General features: G+C 66.8%; 20 protein-coding genes. 16 read left to right on the top strand and 4 right to left on the bottom strand.

Annotated elements, in window-relative coordinates; genetic code table 11:
- The first annotated feature begins 4 nt into the window (after positions 1-4).
- Positions 5-1,204 carry a radical SAM family heme chaperone HemW gene (hemW, locus tag ABLE92_RS08045; RefSeq protein WP_496560777.1) on the top strand — a complete coding sequence of 400 codons (1,200 nt, stop codon included), beginning with the start codon at positions 5-7 and terminating at the stop codon, positions 1,202-1,204.
- 19 nt (positions 1,205-1,223) lie between these two features.
- Here hemW and ABLE92_RS08040 read toward each other — a convergent pair whose 3' ends face one another.
- Positions 1,224-1,682 carry a type II toxin-antitoxin system VapB family antitoxin gene (locus ABLE92_RS08040; protein ID WP_348804238.1) on the bottom strand — a complete coding sequence of 153 codons (459 nt, stop codon included), beginning with the start codon at positions 1,680-1,682 and terminating at the stop codon, positions 1,224-1,226.
- Between the two features lie 147 nt (positions 1,683-1,829).
- Here ABLE92_RS08040 and hrcA point away from each other — a divergent pair, with 147 nt between their 5' ends.
- The 13 genes from hrcA (at position 1,830) to ABLE92_RS07975 (ending at position 14,987) form a co-directional block, all read left to right on the top strand.
- On the top strand, positions 1,830-2,864 hold the full coding sequence (hrcA, locus tag ABLE92_RS08035; protein WP_348804237.1) for a heat-inducible transcriptional repressor HrcA: 1,035 nt from the start codon (positions 1,830-1,832) through the stop codon (positions 2,862-2,864).
- Positions 2,865-3,009: 145 nt separating this feature from the next.
- Positions 3,010-4,167 (top strand): molecular chaperone DnaJ, encoded by a 1,158-nt coding sequence (gene dnaJ, locus ABLE92_RS08030; RefSeq protein ID WP_348804236.1) that lies wholly within the window; start codon positions 3,010-3,012, stop codon positions 4,165-4,167.
- Between the two features lie 10 nt (positions 4,168-4,177).
- Positions 4,178-4,927: a 16S rRNA (uracil(1498)-N(3))-methyltransferase gene (locus ABLE92_RS08025; protein WP_348804235.1), complete on the top strand. Its 750-nt coding sequence runs from the start codon at positions 4,178-4,180 to the stop codon at positions 4,925-4,927.
- 17 nt (positions 4,928-4,944) lie between these two features.
- On the top strand, positions 4,945-5,715 hold the full coding sequence (locus tag ABLE92_RS08020) for an alpha/beta hydrolase family protein (protein WP_348804265.1): 771 nt from the start codon (positions 4,945-4,947) through the stop codon (positions 5,713-5,715).
- Positions 5,716-5,906: 191 nt separating this feature from the next.
- A complete protein-coding gene (locus ABLE92_RS08015) occupies positions 5,907-8,078 on the top strand; it encodes a PhoH family protein (protein WP_348804234.1) in 2,172 nt (723 codons plus the stop codon).
- Complete coding sequence (ybeY, locus tag ABLE92_RS08010; protein WP_348804233.1) at positions 8,075-8,659, top strand: rRNA maturation RNase YbeY; 585 nt, start codon at positions 8,075-8,077, stop codon at positions 8,657-8,659. Before ABLE92_RS08015 ends, ybeY begins: the two co-directional genes overlap by 4 nt.
- The gene (locus ABLE92_RS08005; RefSeq protein ID WP_348804232.1) at positions 8,656-10,074 is read left to right on the top strand and encodes a hemolysin family protein; all 1,419 of its coding nucleotides are present in this window, start codon (positions 8,656-8,658) and stop codon (positions 10,072-10,074) included. The genes ybeY and ABLE92_RS08005 overlap by 4 nt, the downstream gene beginning before the upstream one ends.
- A complete protein-coding gene (locus ABLE92_RS08000) occupies positions 10,071-10,427 on the top strand; it encodes a cytidine deaminase-like protein (RefSeq protein WP_348804231.1) in 357 nt (118 codons plus the stop codon). Before ABLE92_RS08005 ends, ABLE92_RS08000 begins: the two co-directional genes overlap by 4 nt.
- Positions 10,424-11,335 (top strand): GTPase Era, encoded by a 912-nt coding sequence (gene era, locus ABLE92_RS07995; protein WP_348804230.1) that lies wholly within the window; start codon positions 10,424-10,426, stop codon positions 11,333-11,335. The genes ABLE92_RS08000 and era overlap by 4 nt, the downstream gene beginning before the upstream one ends.
- Positions 11,336-11,380: 45 nt before the next feature.
- Positions 11,381-12,844 (top strand): YhgE/Pip domain-containing protein, encoded by a 1,464-nt coding sequence (locus tag ABLE92_RS07990; RefSeq protein WP_348804229.1) that lies wholly within the window; start codon positions 11,381-11,383, stop codon positions 12,842-12,844.
- Positions 12,845-12,971: 127 nt separating this feature from the next.
- Positions 12,972-13,763 (top strand): DNA repair protein RecO, encoded by a 792-nt coding sequence (recO, locus tag ABLE92_RS07985; RefSeq protein ID WP_348804228.1) that lies wholly within the window; start codon positions 12,972-12,974, stop codon positions 13,761-13,763.
- Positions 13,744-14,562 carry an isoprenyl transferase gene (locus ABLE92_RS07980; protein ID WP_348804227.1) on the top strand — a complete coding sequence of 273 codons (819 nt, stop codon included), beginning with the start codon at positions 13,744-13,746 and terminating at the stop codon, positions 14,560-14,562. Before recO ends, ABLE92_RS07980 begins: the two co-directional genes overlap by 20 nt.
- Positions 14,559-14,987 (top strand): hypothetical protein, encoded by a 429-nt coding sequence (locus tag ABLE92_RS07975; RefSeq protein ID WP_348804226.1) that lies wholly within the window; start codon positions 14,559-14,561, stop codon positions 14,985-14,987. Before ABLE92_RS07980 ends, ABLE92_RS07975 begins: the two co-directional genes overlap by 4 nt.
- A gap of 26 nt (positions 14,988-15,013) precedes the next feature.
- On the opposite strand, the gene ABLE92_RS07970 is transcribed toward ABLE92_RS07975, so the two are convergent.
- Positions 15,014-15,451, bottom strand: coding sequence for a Fur family transcriptional regulator (locus ABLE92_RS07970; RefSeq protein ID WP_348804225.1), 438 nt, complete (start codon positions 15,449-15,451; stop codon positions 15,014-15,016).
- Complete coding sequence (locus tag ABLE92_RS07965) at positions 15,448-15,813, bottom strand: ArsR/SmtB family transcription factor (protein ID WP_348804224.1); 366 nt, start codon at positions 15,811-15,813, stop codon at positions 15,448-15,450. Before ABLE92_RS07965 ends, ABLE92_RS07970 begins: the two co-directional genes overlap by 4 nt.
- 173 nt (positions 15,814-15,986) lie before the next feature.
- On the opposite strand from ABLE92_RS07965, the gene ABLE92_RS07960 reads away from it, so the two are divergent.
- A complete protein-coding gene (locus tag ABLE92_RS07960; RefSeq protein ID WP_348804264.1) occupies positions 15,987-16,766 on the top strand; it encodes an oxygenase MpaB family protein in 780 nt (259 codons plus the stop codon).
- A 27-nt stretch (positions 16,767-16,793) separates the two neighbouring features.
- On the opposite strand, the gene ABLE92_RS07955 is transcribed toward ABLE92_RS07960, so the two are convergent.
- A complete protein-coding gene (locus tag ABLE92_RS07955; RefSeq protein ID WP_348804223.1) occupies positions 16,794-17,042 on the bottom strand; it encodes a hypothetical protein in 249 nt (82 codons plus the stop codon).
- 124 nt (positions 17,043-17,166) lie between these two features.
- Here ABLE92_RS07955 and ABLE92_RS07950 point away from each other — a divergent pair, with 124 nt between their 5' ends.
- Complete coding sequence (locus ABLE92_RS07950; protein WP_348804222.1) at positions 17,167-18,567, top strand: glycine--tRNA ligase; 1,401 nt, start codon at positions 17,167-17,169, stop codon at positions 18,565-18,567.
- Positions 18,568-18,693: the final 126 nt, after the last annotated feature.

The raw sequence follows: 18,693 nt of genomic DNA, 5'->3' as shown, positions 1-18,693 counted from the left end.
AGGCGTGACGAGCACTTCCGTCCCGGCGATCCCGGCCGAGGTCCACGCGGCCTGTGAGGCGGTCGACCCGGCCGCGCCGCTGGGTCTGTATCTGCACGTCCCGTTCTGCGCCTCGCGCTGCGGCTACTGCGACTTCAACACCTACACCGCCGGTGAGCTGGGCAGTTCGGCGTCGCCCGAGTCCTGGTTCACCGCCGTCGAACGCGAACTGGCCCTCGCGGCGGCCACGATGCGGCCGACGCGTCCGGTGTCGACGATCTTCGTCGGCGGGGGCACCCCGTCGCTGCTGGGCGCCGACGGACTGGCCCGGCTGCTCGATGCGGTGCGCCGCCACTTCGACCTCACCGACGGCGCCGAGGTCACCACCGAATCCAACCCGGAATCGACGTCGCCGGAGTTCTTCGACGGGCTGCTGCGGGCCGGGTTCACGCGCATCTCGCTGGGTATGCAGTCGGCGGCTCCGCACGTGCTGGCCACCCTGGATCGCACACATACCCCGGGCCGTGCGGTGGCCGCGGCGCGGGAGGCGGCGTCGGCGGGTTTCGTCCACGTCAACCTCGACCTCATCTACGGCACGCCCGGCGAGACCGACGCCGATCTCGACCTCAGCCTCGACGCTGTCCTGTCGACACCGGTCGATCACGTGTCGGCGTATGCGCTGATCGTCGAGGACGGCACGGCGCTGGCCCGCCGGGTACGTCGTGGGGAACTCCCGGCACCCGACGACGATGTCCTCGCCGACCGGTATCTGCGTCTGGACCGGCGACTGCGCGACGCCGGTTTCGACTGGTACGAGGTGTCGAACTGGTCCCGCGGCGACGGTGCGGAGTGCCGGCACAATCAGGCCTATTGGCACAGCCACGACTGGTGGGGTGTCGGCCCGGGCGCGCATTCGCACGTCAACGGCGTCCGGTGGTGGAACCTCAAACATCCGGCGCGTTACGCCCAGAGCCTCGGTGGGGGGCGGTTCCCGGCCGACGATCATGAGGTCCTCGCTGCCGGTGACAAGCACGTCGAAGCGGTGATGCTGCGACTGCGTTGTCGCGAGGGATTGTCCGCCGATGAACTCGGCGCCGACGAACTGCGACGGGCGCACCGGGCGCGGGTCGAGGGCCACCTCGCGACCGACACCGACCGGGTTCGGCTGACCGATGCCGGACGACTGGTCGCCGACCGGGTGGTGCGTCAGATCCTCTGGGAGTGAAGCGGATTCGGGTGTGCGGTCACCAGCGCTGCGGCGGTGTCCACCCGGTGCTGCGCGTTGCCCGACGATGCGAACCACCACCCGAGATGTCTCTCGGTGGGGGTGTGGTGTCGCGGGTGGGCGGCAACTCGTCGGTGAACGCGAGCTGTTCATCGATCGACGGCGCGCCCGGACGCAGGTCCAGTGCGTCGAGGTCGAGCATGCGGGCGTGGATGATGGTGCGATTGCGCAACGCCGACCGCACGGCGCGGTGCAGGCCGTCCTCGAGATAGAGGTCTCCGTTCCAGCGCACCACATGCGAGAACAGATCGCCGTAGAAGGTGGAATCCTCGCTGAGCAGTTTGTCGAGCGCCAACACGGTGGTCACGGTGATCAGTTCGTCGAGGCGGAACTGGCGGGGCGGGATCGTCGCCCAGCCGCGATGGGACACCCCGTGATCGGGATAGGGTTTGCCCTCCCGGACCCCCTTGAAGATCATCGCGACTCTTCCTGCCTGCCGTTCCCGTGTTGGGCGACGCGCGGGGTGAACCGCCGACATTCGCCCGCACCGGACTTCTTGCTGCGGTTTCGTAGAATAGAACTCACTCACTGTAGGCCAGCAGCGGGTTCGAGAGGAGGTCCAGCCGTGTCGACCACCGATGACCGGCGGTTCGAGATCCTGCGGGCGATCGTCACCGACTTCGTGTCGACGCAGGAACCGATCGGCTCGAAGGCGCTCGTGGAGCGGCACGCGCTCGGTGTGTCCAGTGCGACGGTCCGCAACGACATGGCGGTCCTCGAGGCGGAGGGATACATCACCCAGCCGCACACCAGTTCCGGTCGCGTGCCCACCGACAAGGGCTATCGGATGTTCGTCGACCGCATCAGCGAGGTCAAACCGCTGTCGGCGGCCGAACGCCGCGCCATCCTGTCGGTCCTGGACTCCGGGGTCGACCTCGACGACGTGCTGCGCCGATCGGTGCGCCTGCTCGCCCAGCTGACCCGGCAGGTCGCGGTCATCCAGTACCCGCTGCTGTCCACCGCGACGGTCCGTCACCTCGAGGTCATCACGGTGTCGCCGTCGCGGCTGCTGCTGATCGTCATCACCGACACCGGGCGGGTCGAACAACGCATGGTGGCCCTCGCCCAGGACCTCGACGAATCCGACATCGTGCGGCTGCGTGACATGTTCTCGACCGCGTTGCACGGCAAGCGTCTGGAGGAGGCATCGGTGTCGGTCGCGGAGCTGGCCAATTCCGCCCCGGGCGACATCCGCGACGCCACGGTCAACGTCGCCACGGTGCTCGTGGAGACGCTCGTCGAACGCGGCGAAGACCGCGTGGTGCTCTCGGGCACCTCGAATCTGGCCCGGGCGGCGGCCGACTTCGCGCCGGTGAACGGCGGAATGGATTCCGTCCTCGAAGCGCTGGAAGAGCAGGTGGTGGTGCTCAAACTGCTCGCCACCAGCCAGCGGATGGGTCGGGTGACCGTGCAGATCGGCGAAGAGACCCAGACCGAGAACCTGCGTGGAACGTCGGTGGTGTCGACGGGGTACGGTGCTTCGGGCACCGTGTTCGGCGGGGTGGGTGTCGTCGGACCCACCCGCATGGACTACCCGGGAACCATCGCGTCGGTGGCCGCCGTTGCAAAGTACGTGGGCGAGGTGCTCGCCGAGCGGTGAGCGGCCTCCCGGTGGGACCCATCCGGTACGACCGAGCCGGTGTGACCACAGGGCCGCGGACCCCGGGTCGCCGCGCAGGGACGCGCGTGCGAGGCCGGCCGGTGAAACAAACGTGAGTGTGTGAGGACGAAGGACCGAGACGACCGTGGCAACTGACTACTACGGAATCCTGGGCGTGGCCCAGGGGGCGACCGACCAGGAGATCAAGCGCGCCTATCGCAAGAAGGCCCGCGAGCTGCATCCCGACGTGAATCCGAACGAGGAGGACCGTTTCAAGGAGGTCACCACCGCCTACGAGGTGCTCAGTGATCCGGACAAGCGTCGCATCGTCGACGCCGGCGGTGACCCGATGGCCGGTTCGGGAGCAGGTGGCTTCGGCGGAAATTTCGGCGGCGGCGGCCTCGGCGACGTGTTCGAGGCGTTCTTCGGGTCCGGCGGTGGGTTCGGAGGCGGTTTCGGTGGTAATCGTGGTCCGCGTTCGCGAGTGCAGCCCGGCGAACCGGCACTGGTCACCGTCGAACTCGACCTCGAGGAGTGCGCGTCCGGGGTCAACAAGGAGATCACCGTCGACACCGCCATCCTGTGCGACGTGTGCCACGGCGCCGGCACCAACGGCGATTCCAAGGCCGTCACCTGCGACACCTGCCGCGGCGCGGGTGAGATCCAGGCGGTGCAACGGTCGCTGCTCGGCCAGGTGATGACCGTCCGCGAATGCCCGACCTGCCACGGCACCGGCGAGATCATCCCGGATCCCTGCCACAAGTGCGGTGGCGACGGGCGCGTCCGGTCGCGGCGCACCATGACCGTCCGCATCCCGGCCGGCATCGAGAGCGGCATGCGTGTGCGACTGGCCGGACAGGGCGAGGTCGGCCTCGGCGGCGGTCCCGCCGGCGACCTCTACGTCGAGATCACCGAACGCCCGCACGAGGTGTTCATCCGCGACAAGGACGACCTGCACGCGACCCTGCGGGTGCCCATCGCCGACGCCGCGCTCGGCGGCAGCTTCGACATCCCGACGATTCTCGGCGACACCACCACGGTGACCATCGAACCCGGCACCCAACCCGGCCAGGTCGTGAAGCTGCGTGGGCAGGGCATGCCGCACGTGAACACCGGTGTGCGCGGCACCCTGCACATCCACCTCGACGTGACCGTGCCGACCAAACTCAGCAACGCCCAGTCGGAGGCCCTGGCCGCGTTGCGTGAGGCATCCGACGACTCCATCGATCTGGTGACGACATCGGCGGCGGCCGCCCCCGGTGGCCTGTTCTCGCGTCTACGCAACGCCTTCGCCGGACGCTGATCGGGCTCGTGTGAGTCCGCCGCTGTTCTGGATCGACGAGGTTCCGCCCGCCGGCTCGGCCGCCACATTGACCGGCCCGGAGGGCCGCCACGCGGTCACGGTTGCCCGGGTCAACCCAGGAGAGGTCATCGCGCTCGGCGACGGGGCCGGCTCCGTGGGGACCTGCGAGGTGTCCGAGGTGCACGGCAAGGACACGCTGACCGCGGTGGTCCGCCGATTCGACTTCACCGACCGTCCGCGACCGGTGGTCACCCTGGTACAGGCCTTACCGAAGTCCGAACGTTCCGAGTTGGCCGTCGACCTCGCCACCGAGGCCGGCGTCGATCGGATCGTGCCGTGGCAATCGGCGCGCTGCGTCTCGCGCTGGGCGGGGAAGGCCGACAAGGGTGTCGCCAAGTGGCGGGCGGCGGCGTCGGCGGCGGCCAAACAGAGCCGACGCGCCTGGATTCCCGAGGTCACCGACCTCGCGACGACCACCGACATCCGGGCACGTGCCGCCGACATCATCGCGGCCGGCGGATCGGTGGCCGTGCTGCACGAGGATGCGACGACCCCGCTGCGCGACGCGATCGGCGCCGACGCCCCCGAGATCATGCTGGTGGTCGGGCCGGAGGGCGGGCTCGACGACGCCGAGATCGCCGACCTCACAGCGCTCGGCGGGCAATCGGTGCTGCTGGGCCCCGAGGTGCTGCGGACCTCCACCGCCGCGGCGGTGGCGCTCGGTGCGATCGGCGTGCTCACCCACCGGTGGGCGCGGTGAGCGTGCGGCGTTGCGCGGTGCATCGCACGCGTGTCGCCTACGGCGAGCATCCGTCCCAGTTCGGGCACGTCTATCACCCACTTGAGGAGGCCGACCTCCCCGCGGTGATGCGTCCGGTCGTGCTGATCCACGGCGGTTACTGGACGACGGAATTCGGGCTGACCATCGAGTCGGCGATCGCCCGGCAGTACGCCGAACGCGGGGCGCTGGTCTGGAACATCGAATATCGCCGCGTCGGCGAGGACGGTGGCGGTTGGCCCAACACCGGCCGTGACGTCGTCGCCGCCATTGCGGCGTTCGACGACGCCGTCCGCGATCGGCTCCCCGCCGCCGTCGCACCTCGAGTGGACTGGAATTCGGTTGCCGTGGTGGGACATTCGGCCGGTGGGCAACTCGCGATCTGGGCGACGGCCCAGCTGCGGGCGCACACGCAGAAGGCTCGGATCACCACCGTCATCGCCCAGGGTGCAGCGCTGGATCTGGTGGCCGCCGGGCAGGCCGGCCGCGAATCGGTGTGCGCACTGATGGGAACGCCCTTCGATCAGACCCCGGACCGCTACCGGGCCGCCTCGCCGATACATCAGGAACCGTTCGATGCCCACGTCGTGGTGATCCACGGTGCGAAGGACACCGCCATACCCGTCGAGCTGGCACGTGAGTATGTCCGCGCCGTCGGGGAGCGTGGTCAGTCGGTGGAACTGGTGGTGGTGCCCGACGAAGGTCATGACGCCTTCGTCGATCCGCGCAGCGTGTGCAATCGCCAGACGATCCGGGCTCTCGGGCTCTGACCGTCACTGACAGCGCTCTCGCCGTCACTGACAGCGCTCGTCTGCACGTTGACAGCGCTCACGTCTTGCTCGTCCGCCGCCTGCGATCGGAATAATGGGTCGCTGATCAGCGGTTGACGCGGGATACACTAGGTCATTACCACCCGACAGAACCGACATCGCAGACCCGACAACCAGGAGTGATCTGATACGTGAGTGACGACAACCCCGACGTGAGCGCGACGACGCGTGGCAACGCAACGGGCAGACCTGTGGTCACCTCCAACATCGACGTCCCCTCCGAGGTGGTGTTCGGGCTTCTCGGCACCAGCGATGTCAACCTGCGGACGCTGGAGCAACTCCTGCCCGCCGACATCCACGTGCGCGGTAATCAGGTGACATTGCGCGGTACCTCCGCCGACGTCGCGGTCTCCGAGAGAGTCCTGGCCGAGCTGGTCGACCTCGTCGGTCGTGGCACGCCGCTGACCCCGGATCTGGTCCGTCACAGCGTCTCGATGATGTCGCAGGGATTGGGCGAGTCGCCCGCGGACGTGTTGTCGCTGGATATCTTGTCGCGGCGCGGCAAGACCATTCGGCCCAAGACGCTCAACCAGAAGCGCTACGTCGACGCCATCGACAACAACACCATCGTGTTCGGCCTCGGCCCGGCCGGTACCGGCAAGACCTATCTCGCGATGGCCAAGGCCGTCCAGGCGTTGCAGTCCAAGAGCGTCAACCGGATCATCCTCACCCGGCCGGCGGTCGAGGCGGGCGAACGCCTCGGCTTCCTGCCCGGCACGCTGAGCGAGAAGATCGATCCCTACCTGCGCCCGTTGTACGACGCCCTGCACGACATGATGGATCCCGAGTCGATCCCGAAGCTGATGGCGGCGGGGGTCATCGAGGTGGCACCGCTGGCATATATGCGTGGACGCGCACAACCGTTGACCACCAAGGTTCTGACCCCGCACGGTTTCCGCGCCATCGGCGAGTTGATGGTGGGCGACCGGGTGATCGGCTCGAACGGCACACCCACCGAGGTTCTCGGTGTGTACCCGCAGGGATTCAAGGACATCGTCCGCGTGACGACTCAGGACGGGTCGTCGACACTGTGCTCCACCGATCACCTTTGGTCGGTGTACACACGATCGGATCGACGCCGCGGCAAGGGTCCCCGGGTTCTGGAGACCAAGGAGATGATCGGCAATCTCCGTGCGGCGCACTATCACCGGTACGAACTGCCAGTGCTGGACAGCCCGGTTGACTTCGAGTCTGCGGATGTTCCCATGGATGCATACGCGCTCGGACTCATGTTGGGCGATGGCTGTATGGCGGGGCAGACAACACCCTCATTCACGACGATGGACCCCGAACTGGTTGAATCGCTCGTTGCTGCCGTGCCCGGTATCGAGGCACGTCGCAAAACCGACATTGACTATGTCCTCAATCGCATCACGAGTCGGGGTGAGGTCATCACGATCGAGAACCCGGTCACTCATCTGATGCGCGAACTCGGACTATGGGGGACGAAGTCATCGACGAAATTCGTTCCCACGAACTATCTCTACAACGCACCTGAGATCCGGCTCGCCGTCCTGCAGGGCCTCCTCGACACCGATGGTGGACCGGTTGGCCAGCAGGGACGCACATGTCGCGTGCAGTACACGACTTGCTCGGATCAACTCCGAGACCACGTCATTTTCTTGGTGCAGTCGCTCGGCGGTATCGCCTACACCCGAACCCGTTTCGCAGAAGGTCGCAAGCCGGGTCACGCCCGTGGTCGTGACGTTCAGTACCGTCATGACGCCCATGTCATCGACATTCGACTCCCAGAGGGCCTCGCCCCGTTCCGACTGGCCCGCAAGGCGAAAGCGTACGCGTCTGCCGGCCATAAGCAGCCGAAGCGCTACATCGAGAGCATCGAGCCCGCAGGCACCGAGGAGGCCGTCTGTATCCGTGTCGCCGCCGAGGATTCGCTATATGTCACCGAAGACTTCCTGCTCACCCACAACACGCTCAATGATGCCTTCATAATCCTCGACGAGGCGCAGAACACCACCGGCGAACAGATGAAGATGTTCTTGACGCGCTTGGGTTTTGGTTCCAAGGTTGTCGTCACCGGTGATACCACGCAGGTCGATCTGCCCGGCGGTGCGCGCAGCGGCCTGGTGGCCGCGTCGCAGATCCTCGACGGTATCGACGACATCCACTTCGCCACCCTCACCAGCGCCGACGTGGTGCGCCACCGGCTCGTCGCCGACATCGTCGACGCCTACGGCCGCGCCGAGGAGGCCGAACGTGGTGGCAGACTTCGTGATTCCGACCGGATCGGAGGCGGCAACCGGGCCGCCCGACGGGCGGCCAACCAGGGGCGGCGGTCATGACCATCGAATTCGCCAACGAGTCGGGCGTCGACGTTCCCGCCGAATTGGTCCTTGCCGCAGCACGTTTCGCGGTCGAGGCAATGGATGTGCATCCCGGCGCGGAACTGTCGGTGCTGTGCGTCGACGAGTCGACGATGGCCGACATGCATGTGCAGTGGATGGATCTGCCCGGACCGACCGATGTGATGAGCTTCCCGATGGACGAGCTCGTGCCGGGCGGTCGTCCCGACGCTGCCGACCCCGGCCCGGCGATCCTCGGTGACATCGTGCTGTGCCCGGAGTTCGCGGCCAAGCAGGCCCGCGAGGCCCGACGGTCACTCGATCACGAACTGGCGATGCTGACCATCCACGGTGTCCTGCACCTCCTCGGCTACGACCATGCCGAACCCGAGGAGGAGAAGGAGATGTTCGGGCTGCAGAACCAACTACTCGAGCGCTTCTACGACGAGCGGCACCGTCAGGCGCAGCAGCAGCGGCAATCCGACCGCGACACCCGACTCCTGACCAACATCGGCTTCACCGACGCGGGAGGTGACGAGGGTTCGGTGCGCGGACCGCACACGGGCCCGGACAAGCAGTGACCGCCTCGCAATACACCTGGTTCGTCATCGGCGCGGTCGTCCTCGTCGGTATCAGTGGTCTGTTCGCCGCCGTCGACACGGCGGTGTCGACGGTGTCGATCGCCCGCGTCGAGGACATGGTCAAGGAACGACGCGCCGGTGCGGTACGGCTGATGCAGGTGCTGTCATCACGCGCCACCTACGTGGGGCTCGCGGTGTTGCTGCGGGTGGTCTGCGAGACCGCAGCGGTGGCGTTGATCGCGGTCGTCCTCGTCGAGAGACTCGATGTCGGCTGGGGATTGCTGGCCACCATCGCGGGAATGGCGGTGGTCTCCTATGTCGCCGCAGGCGTCGGTCCGCGCACCCTGGGCCGCCAGCACGCGTACTCGATAGCGCTGGCCGCCGCGCCGCTGCTGCAGATCGCCGGTGTGTTGCTGCGGCCGGTCACCCGACTGCTGATCCTCATCGGCAACGCACTGACCCCCGGTAAGGGATTCCGCAACGGACCGTTCGCCACCGAGGTCGAACTCCGCGAGGTCGTCGATCTCGCCGAGGCGAGCGGAGTGGTGGCCGCCGATGAACGCCGGATGATCCAGTCCGTGTTCGAACTCGGCGACACCAATGCCCGTGAGGTGATGGTGCCGCGTCCGGAGATGGTGTGGATCGAACAGGACAAGAGCGCGATGCAGGCGACGAGTCTCGCGGTGCGCAGCGGACATTCGCGAATCCCGGTCATCGGCGAGAACCCCGACGACGTGCTCGGTGTGGTGTACCTCAAGGACCTCGTGGAGCGGTCGCTGGCCGGTGATGACGCGCGGGCGTTCTCGGTCGCCGAGGTGATGCGCCCGGCCGAATTCATCCCGGACTCCAAACCGCTCGATCGGGTGCTGGAGGACATGCGCCGCACCCACAATCACATGGCGTTACTGGTCGATGAGTACGGCGGTATCGCCGGCCTGGTCACCATCGAGGACGTCCTCGAGGAGATCGTCGGGGAGATCACCGACGAATACGACTCCGGTGAGGTCGCCCCCATCGAGGATCTCGGTGGCGGCACCTACCGGGTGTCGGCGCGACTGCCCGTCGAAGACCTCGGTGAGCTCTTCGACATCGACATCGACGACGACGAACTGGATGTGGAAACCGTGGGCGGGCTCGTCGGCCTCGAGCTGGGCCGGGTACCGCTGCCCGGTGCGCGGGTGAGTTCCCACGGATTGGACCTGGTGGCCGAGGGCGGACCTAATCGACAGGGACGCCAACGCATCACGACGGTGCTGGTGACCCGATCCGAGGAGGACTCCGCGGCCGCCGAGGATGACGAAACGAGATCCGAGGAGGCCGAGGCCCGCGGCGCCGATCGGTCGCGATCGGGTGGCAACGGCCACCGTCGTGACGAATACGCCGGGTCGTCGAGACAACGCAAGGAGGCGATGTGACCGAAGCGCGCACCCACGAACCACTGAGCGACGAGGACCAGAAGCTGGTCGTGCTGGCCCGCGGAGCCCGCGGCCGGGCGCAATCGGCCACCGGCGCGGCGGTTCGGGACGGCGACGGTCGCACTTATGCCGGGGCGGACGTCGCGGCGACGACACTGTCGCTGTCGGCGTTGCAGGTCGCCGTGGCCACCGCACTGTCCAGTGGCGCCGAGTCGTTCGAGGCGGCCGTCGTGATCGGTGGCGGTCCCGACGATCCGGGCCGGGCGACGCTGGCCGAGATCAGCCCGTCGGCGGATCTCATCATCACCGACGCCGCCGGCGGCGTGCAGGACCGGCTGGGTGCCGGCCGATGACCGAATTCCGTTCCGGCTTCGTCTGTTTCGTGGGACGACCCAACACCGGCAAGTCGACGCTGACCAATGCGCTGGTCGGCCAGAAGGTCGCGATCACCTCCAACCGGCCGCAGACCACCCGCCACACCATCCGGGGCATCGTCAATCGTCCCGACGCGCAACTCATCCTCGTCGACACCCCGGGTCTGCACCGACCGCGCACACTGCTCGGGCAACGGCTCAACGACCTCGTCCGCGACACCTACTCCGAGGTCGACGTGATCGGCATCTGCGTACCCGCCGACGAGAAGATCGGACCGGGGGACCGGTGGATCATCACCCAGGTCCGGGAGATGGCGCCGCGCACCACCGTGATCGGCATCGTCACCAAGATCGACCGGGTGGGACGAGAGCAGGTCGCCTCCCAGTTGATGGCGCTCTCGGAACTGCTAGGGCCGGAATCCGAGGTGGTCCCGGTCTCGGCGAAGTCGGGAAAGCAGGTCGACGTGCTCACCGATGTGCTGGTGTCGCTGATGGAACCGGGGCCCGCGTTCTACCCGGAGGGCGAACTCACCGACGAGCCCGAGCAGGTGCTGATGGCGGAGTTCATCCGCGAGGCCGCGCTCGAGGGAGTTCACGACGAACTGCCGCATTCGCTGGCGGTGGTCATCGAGGAGATCATCCCGCGCGACGATCGGGGCCCCGATCAGCCGGAGATGGTTGACGTCCATGCCATTCTGTACGTCGAGCGTGACAGTCAGAAGGGCATCATCATCGGCCGCAAGGGTGCGCGACTCAAAGAGGTCGGCACCGTGGCGCGCCGCCAGATCGAGGCGCTGCTGGGGGTGAAGGTCTACCTCGACCTGCATGTGAAGGTGGCCAAGGACTGGCAACGCGATCCGAAACAGTTGGGCCGCATGGGCTTCTGAGGAGCCTCGGGTCGGCGCACCACGGTTCTACAGGGAGGGCGGTCGATGGGCAGGCACGAATCAGATGAGGTCGATGACACGTCGGACCTCGGTGATCACGCCGGGGTCGAACGGGACGCGTCGGCGGCCACCACGATCGCCGAAGTACTCGGATCACCCCGATTCTGGCTGCTGCCGCTCCTGCTGGTGGTGGTCATCATGTCGTTCATGGCGGCGCTGTACATGGGCGCCATCGCCGATCCCGAGAAGAACCTGCACGACTTCCCGATCGCGATGGTCGCCGAGGACACCGGCGGCACTCTCGACAACGGTGACGGCACCTCCGCGAAGGTCAACTACGGCGACCAGGTGGCCGACGGCATTGTGACCAGTGCCGCCGAGAGTGGGATCGCGGTCCACCGCACCGACCGCACCACCGCGCTGAACGAACTCAACAGCGGGCGGGTGTACGGCGTGGTCGTCATCGGTCCCAACTTCACCAACTCGACCATCGCGCTCGGCAAGGCGGCCGTGCTGCAGGCCAGGCCGGAACCGGTGGCCATCGACGTCTTCATCAACCGCGGCTCGGGAACCTTCGCCTCGGCGGTCACCACGACCTTCGCCGAGCGGGTGTCGACGGCGGTCAACGACCAGATGGGCGGGCAACTCACCGACACCGTGCGGGAACAACTTGCCAAGGCCGACGTGGCCTTCTCCGGTGCGGCACAACTCGCCCTGTGGAAACCGGTCGAGGTGTCGGTCATCGAACCGTCGCCGCTGCCGTCCGGGTCGGCCAACGGGTTGTCCGCGTTCTACTTCACCCTGCTGCTCGTCCTGGCCGGATTCACCGGGGCGATGATGGTGAGCATCGTCGTCGACGCCATCCTGGGCCAGACGCCCATCGAGTTCGGGCCGTTCTACCAACTGCGCGTACGGCTGGCGATCTCGCGGTGGGGCACACTGGCCGCCAAGTGGATCATCATGGCGCTCATCGCGTTCGTGCAGTCGGCGCTGTTCATCGGGGTGTGCACGCTTGTCGGCACATCGTTGCCCAATGCCTTCAGCCTGTGGGCATTCTCGGTCCTGGCCATCTTCGCGGTGGGCGTGTCGGCGAGTTCGATGATGGCCGTATTCGGCAATCCCGGACTCATCCTCAACCTCATCTTCTTCGTCATCCTGGGGTTGCCCTCCTCGGGTGGCACGGTGCCGCTCGAGGCCAGTCCACGCGTGTTCACCTGGATCGCCGCGGTCGAACCGATGCATCTGATCTACCTCGGGGTGCGCGCCATCCTCTATTTCGATGCCGACTGGTCGGCGGGACTCGGCCGGTCGATCATCCAGACATTCATCGGACTGGCGATCGGTGCGCTGTTGGGCTGGGCGGGCACCCGGCTGTACGACCGGAAGGGCTGGCATCGCTATCCGGGTGGGATGACACTGCCGACGCGGCTCGCCGCGCAGCTGGACAAGACCGGTACACCGACCATCACCTCACCCGCGCCGTATCACTCGCCGGTCGAGCGGACCTGATGCGGATCCCGGTGGGCCGTGGTGTGTCGACTCGGGTGTGTCGACTTCGGGTGTGTCGACTTCGGGTGTGTCGACTTCGGGTGTGTCACCGTCGGTGCCTGTCGTCCGTCGGTGACAGAATGTCGCGGTGAGGTTCTACCGGGATGAGGGTGTGGTGCTCCGCCAGCACAAGCTGGGCGAGGCCGACCGCATCATCACCATGCTCACCGCCGAACACGGTCTGGTGCGCGCGGTCGCCAAAGGCGTGCGGCGGACCCGGTCGAAGTTCGGGGCCAGGCTGGAGCCGTTCGCCCACATCGACGTCCACCTCTACCCGGGTCGCAACCTGGACGTCATCACCCAGGTGCACAGTCTGCACGCCTTCACCGACGCGATCGTCGCCGACTACGGCCGCTACACCACCGCCTGCGCGGTGCTCGAGACCGCCGAACGGCTGGCCGGCGAAGAACGCGCACCCGCCCCACAACTTCAGCGCCTGACCGTCGGCGCGTTGGAGGCATTGGCCGACAACCGACGTCCCGGGCAACTCATCCTCGATGCCTTCCTCCTGCGGGCCATGCACTGTGCCGGGTGGATGCCGGCACTGGAGGTGTGCGCGCGATGTGCACAGCCCGGCCCGCATCGTGCCTTCCACGTCGCGGCCGGCGGCGCGGTGTGCCTGCACTGCCGCCCGCCCGGCGCTGCCACCCCGTCGCCGGGCGTGCTCGATCTGATGGATTCCTTGTTCCGTGGGCAGTGGGAACACACCGTCGAGGTCAGTGATTCGTTGCGGCGACAGGCCAGTGGTCTCACCGCAGCCCATCTGCAGTGGCATCTGGAACGTCAGCTGCGCACCCTGCCGCTCATCGAACGCACCGCTCCCCATAGGCTGGTGGAATCGGGTGCGAGAGGAGTCGACGATGGCGCTGCGGCCGGGTAGCTCCGCCAAACGGCAGACCGCCGAGGCGCGGACAGAGGTACGACCACCGGACCCGCATCCCAGCGGAGCCATTCCGCCGGCGATCCCGGCCGAATTCGTCCCCAATCATGTCGCCCTGGTGATGGACGGCAACGGTCGCTGGGCCACCGATCGTGGGTTGCCGCGCACCGAGGGACACAAACGCGGTGAGGCCGTGCTGATGGACTCGGTGTGCGGGTGCATCGAGATCGGCGTGAAATGGCTGTCGGCATATGCTTTTTCCACCGAGAACTGGTCGCGCAGCCCTGACGAGGTCCGCTTCCTGATGGGGTTCAACCGTGACGTGATCCGCCGTCGCCGCGACGAGATGAACGAGATGGGGGTGCGGGTGCGATGGGCCGGACGCCGACCCCGGTTGTGGCGCAGCGTCATCAAGGAACTCGAGGTGGCCGAGGAGCTCACGAAGGACAATGACGTGATGACGCTGACCATGTGCGTCAATTACGGGGGTCGTGCCGAGATCGCGGACGCCGCAAAGGAAATCGCTCGTCGTGCGGCGGCGGGCGAGATCGATCCGGAACGTATCACCGAGCAGTCGTTCGCACGCTACCTCGACGAGCCGGATATGCCCGACGTCGATCTCTTCTTGCGTCCCTCCGGGGAGCGGCGCATCTCCAATTTTCTGCTCTGGCAATCGGCCTATGCCGAGATGGTGTATCAGGAGAAGCTGTTTCCCGATTTCGATCGCCGTGATCTGTGGGATGCCTGCCTCGAGTACGCCTCGCGTGATCGTCGTTTCGGCGGAGTGAAGCCCCGGTGAGCCACGACGATTCGACATCGGCGGGTACTACCGGTGGCACCTCGATCGGGCGGATATCCGCCCTGCTGGCCGAGGTGGGTGACGTCGTCGAGGGGGACGCGGACTCGGTGGTGGTGCAGGTGGGACTGACGCGTGCGTCGATCCGGGTGGTCGAACTCGGTGAGCAACTCGAGGTCCTCAGCGTCACCCAGCTTGTCGCGGTGAATCTCCCGAACACCTCCGATCTCCGCGATGACGTCGAAAGTCACGATGCCACACTGAGTTTCGGGAGCCTACGCCGTTCCGATCCCACCGGCGTGACCACCGATGTGCTGCTGTACTACACCTTCCCGATCGGCGGGATCTCCGACGTCGCGCTGCTCACCGTGCTGCATGTGGTGCTGGTGACCGGTGCTGACATCGCCGGTGCGCTGGTCGGTACGTGACACCGGCCTGATCGGTGAGGCGTGCCCTACTCCCGGGCCGCCAAGGCCTGACACCGCTCGCACACGCCGAAGACCTCCACGGTGTGGTGGATGTCGGTGAATCCGTGCTTCTTGGCGATGGCGGCGGCCCACCGCTCGACGGTATCGGCCTGCAGTTCCACGGTGGTTCCGCATTCCCGGCACACCAGGTGGTGGTGATGTCCATTCGAGCAGTGTCGATAGCGGGTTTCGCCGGAACCGTCCCACAGGGAATCGATCTGGCCGGCCTGCGAGAGTGCCTGCAGATTGCGATAGACGGTCGTGAGGCCGATGGACTCGCCACGCGACTTGAGTCGCTCGTGGAGTTCTTGCGCGGATTGGAAGTCATCGCTGGCGGCCAGTGCATCGGCGATGGCCGCACGCTGGCGGGTGGACCGCACCCCGGTGACCGGGCGCGAGGGCGCAGTGGAACTGTCGGCGCTCATGAGGCGGCCTCCACATCGGGGTCGGCGGACGCGACGTGCGACTCGGTGGCATGCACCAGCGCGTCGGTGACGATGTGGGCCAGGTGGTCGTCGATGAGTTCGTACATGATCTCCCGGCCGTTGCGGTGCCCACGGACCACGCCGGCGTCCTTGAGAACACGCAGGTGCTGGCTCACCAGCGGCTGGCTCAGCTCCAGGCTGCCGACGAGTTCGTGAACGCACTTGGCGCCCTGCTGCAGCGACAGCACGATCGCGATGCGAGTGGGGGCGGCCAGGGCGCGAAGGAGTTCGCTGGCGGCTTCACGGGCCGCGGCGTCGCGGCGCTCAGTCGCGGAATCGCACGGCCGAGGGGGGTGCTCCATGGGTCCATGCTAAAGGAAGTCGTTGTCATTTGCGGACGCGGCCCCGATGACCGCCGACTCTGTTATTCTGGAAACGTCCGTTATCAGAATGGGGAATGCTTGTGGCCGCACCTGCTCGTCTATCGCGTACCGAACTCGACAACCTGTCCTCCGACGTCTTCGCGCGATCGCTGATGTCGATGGGCAACACGATGAGCACCGCCAACGTCATCATGCAGCTCGCCAATCCGGCCGTCGGGTACGGAGTGGCACGCAGCACCGTCGAGGGCGGCCGCCTGGATCGCCATCCGGTCAAGCGGGCCCGCACCACCGCGTCGTATCTCGCCGTGGCCATCCTCGGCAACGCCGACGACCGACGTCGCTTTCGTCACGCGGTCAACCGGCAACACGCGCAGGTCCGCTCCACCGAGGACAGTCCGGTCGAGTACAACGCCATGAACACCGACCTGCAGCTGTGGGTCGCCGCATGCCTCTATGTCGGCCTCGAGGACATCTACGAACGCGTGCATGGTCCCCTGGCCGGCGAACTGCGGGACACCTTCTATCAACAGGGCAAGGTGCTGGGTACCACCCTGCAGATGCCGGCCGAGATGTGGCCGGCCGACCGCGATGCCTTTGACGAGTACTGGGCCGAGGGGGTCTCCCGGATCTCGGTCAGCGACGAGGTGCGCGACTTCCTGCTCGGCATCGCGCGATTCGGCTACGCGCCGGAATGGGTGCAGAAGCGGTTCGGCCCGGTCAAGTACCGGCGCACCGTCGGCTATCTGCCGCCCGAGTTCCGGGACGCGATGCGGGTGGACTGGACCGACGACGACCAGCAGTGGTTCGACGAGTACATCGCCGGATGCGTCGCGCGGGAACGGCGAAAGCCACGGTGGTTGTCGCAGTTGGGCTTTCGGCTGCTGCTGGCCGACACCCGAGTGCGGCACCGGCTGGGTAAGCCGCTGGTCTGATCCGTCGGGACACGTTCCTGCGTGTCCCTATGTGTCGACTCGGGTCGTCATCCGCACCGCCAACATTCGGACAGGCCGATCGCCAACCCCACCTGAATCGCCTGGTGAACACCCCGAGCGTGCGGTCTTGCGTCCGACCGCGCGATACCAGCGTCGCGCGTCGATCATGGTGGTGTCGTCGAGGGTGCGCAGCCGGCGGAGCACGGTGACGGTGTCGCCGCCCTGCACCGCCTCGAGGACGTCGGGAAAGGCCTGCCGCGACGGTGTCCGCCCCATGCCGGGATGGTAACGCCGACGACGATTCTTCCGCCGCAACCCCGGCGGCTACCCTGTAAGGGTTGCCGATCGCCGGTGGGTATCACCAGCGAATCGGCCGTGACCTGTCCCAACGTCACCTGGAGTGCGATTCATCGTGGCCGCCGCCCCGTCCAAAGTCGAAGCCGTCGTCAACCTCGCCAAGCGGCGCGGTCTGGTCTACCCCAGTGGGGAGATCTACGGCGGCACCCGGTCGGCGTGGGATTACGGTCCGCTCGGCGTCGAACTCAAGGAGAACATCAAGCGGCAGTGGTGGCGCACCATGGTCACCTCTCGTGAGGATGTCGTCGGTCTCGACTCGTCGGTGATCCTGCCGCGGCAGGTGTGGGAGGCCTCCGGGCACGTCGAGGTGTTCACCGACCCGCTGGTCGAATCGCTCTACACCCACAAGCGTTACCGTGCCGATCACCTGATCGAGGCGTACGAGATCAAGCACGGTCACCCGCCGGAGAACGGCCTGGCCGACATCAACGATCCGGACACCGGGCAGCCCGGCAAGTGGACCGAACCCAAGGCGTTCTCGGGCCTGATGAAGACCTTCCTCGGTCCGGTCGACGACGAAGAGGGTCTGCACTACCTGCGTCCGGAGACCGCGCAGGGCATCTTCGTGAACTTCAAGAACGTGATGACCACCGCGCGTAAGAAGCCGCCGTTCGGTATCGCCCAGATCGGCAAGAGCTTCCGCAACGAGATCACTCCGGGCAACTTCATCTTCCGCACCCGCGAGTTCGAGCAGATGGAGATGGAGTTCTTCGTCAAGCCCGGTGAGGACGAGCAGTGGCATCAGTACTGGATCGACCAGCGGTTCAACTGGTACGTCGATCTCGGTATCGATCCGGAGAACCTGCGGCTCTACGAGCACGCCCAGGAGAAGCTGTCGCACTACTCCAAGCGCACCGTCGACGTGGAGTACAAGTTCGGGTTCTCCGGCAACCCGTGGGGTGAACTCGAAGGCGTGGCCAACCGCACCGACTTCGACCTGTCGACCCACTCGAAGGCCTCCGGTGAGGACCTGTCGTTCTTCGACCAGGCCACCGGTGAGCGTTACACCCCGTACGTCATCGAGCCGGCGGCCGGTCTGACCCGCTCGGTGATGGCCTTCCTGTGCGACGCGCTGACCGAGGAGGAGGTGCCGAACGCCAAGGGCGGCACCGACACCCGCACCGTGCTGCGCCTGGACCGGCGACTGGCGCCGGTCAAGGTGGCGGTGCTGCCGCTGTCGCGCAACGAGAAACTCTCGCCCAAGGCCAAGGACCTCGCCGCCGAGCTCCGCAAGAACTGGAACGTGGAGTTCGACGACGCGCAGGGCATCGGCAAGCGGTATCGCCGTCAGGACGAGATCGGTACACCGTTCTGCGTGACCGTCGACTTCGACACCCTCGACGACCATGCCGTCACCGTGCGGGAACGCGACACCATGAGCCAGGAACGCGTCGGCATCGATCGCGTGGCGGAGTTCCTCGGCGGCAAGCTGCTCGGCGCCTGACCGGGGCCCGGACCGGGCGTGGATTTCCCGACTGGGCCTGACCTGCGGCTGTCTGTCACAATTGGAGTCCATACCGCCGCACGGGCAAGGGGTCCGTGGTGTGCGGAGTGAGAGAGCGAGTGGGAG

The organism is Gordonia oleivorans (assembly GCF_040044975.1).
GTDB classification, from domain to species: domain Bacteria; phylum Actinomycetota; class Actinomycetes; order Mycobacteriales; family Mycobacteriaceae; genus Gordonia; species Gordonia oleivorans.
Note: the sequence above shows the minus strand (reverse complement) of the source record. Positions and strands in the feature narration are given on the sequence as shown.

What these genes read in the sequence shown, in the direction of transcription:
- ABLE92_RS08040 (WP_348804238.1), bottom strand. Translation starts at nt 1,682, where the DNA reads ATGATCTTCAAGGGGGTCCGGGAGGGCAAACCCTATCCCGATCACGGG.
- ybeY (WP_348804233.1), top strand. Translation starts at nt 8,075, where the DNA reads ATGACCATCGAATTCGCCAACGAGTCGGGCGTCGACGTTCCCGCCGAA.
- era (WP_348804230.1), top strand. Translation starts at nt 10,424, where the DNA reads ATGACCGAATTCCGTTCCGGCTTCGTCTGTTTCGTGGGACGACCCAAC.
- ABLE92_RS07990 (WP_348804229.1), top strand. Translation starts at nt 11,381, where the DNA reads ATGGGCAGGCACGAATCAGATGAGGTCGATGACACGTCGGACCTCGGT.
- ABLE92_RS07980 (WP_348804227.1), top strand. Translation starts at nt 13,744, where the DNA reads ATGGCGCTGCGGCCGGGTAGCTCCGCCAAACGGCAGACCGCCGAGGCG.
- ABLE92_RS07970 (WP_348804225.1), bottom strand. Translation starts at nt 15,451, where the DNA reads ATGAGCGCCGACAGTTCCACTGCGCCCTCGCGCCCGGTCACCGGGGTG.
- ABLE92_RS07965 (WP_348804224.1), bottom strand. Translation starts at nt 15,813, where the DNA reads ATGGAGCACCCCCCTCGGCCGTGCGATTCCGCGACTGAGCGCCGCGAC.
- ABLE92_RS07960 (WP_348804264.1), top strand. Translation starts at nt 15,987, where the DNA reads ATGTCGATGGGCAACACGATGAGCACCGCCAACGTCATCATGCAGCTC.
- ABLE92_RS07955 (WP_348804223.1), bottom strand. Translation starts at nt 17,042, where the DNA reads ATGGGGCGGACACCGTCGCGGCAGGCCTTTCCCGACGTCCTCGAGGCG.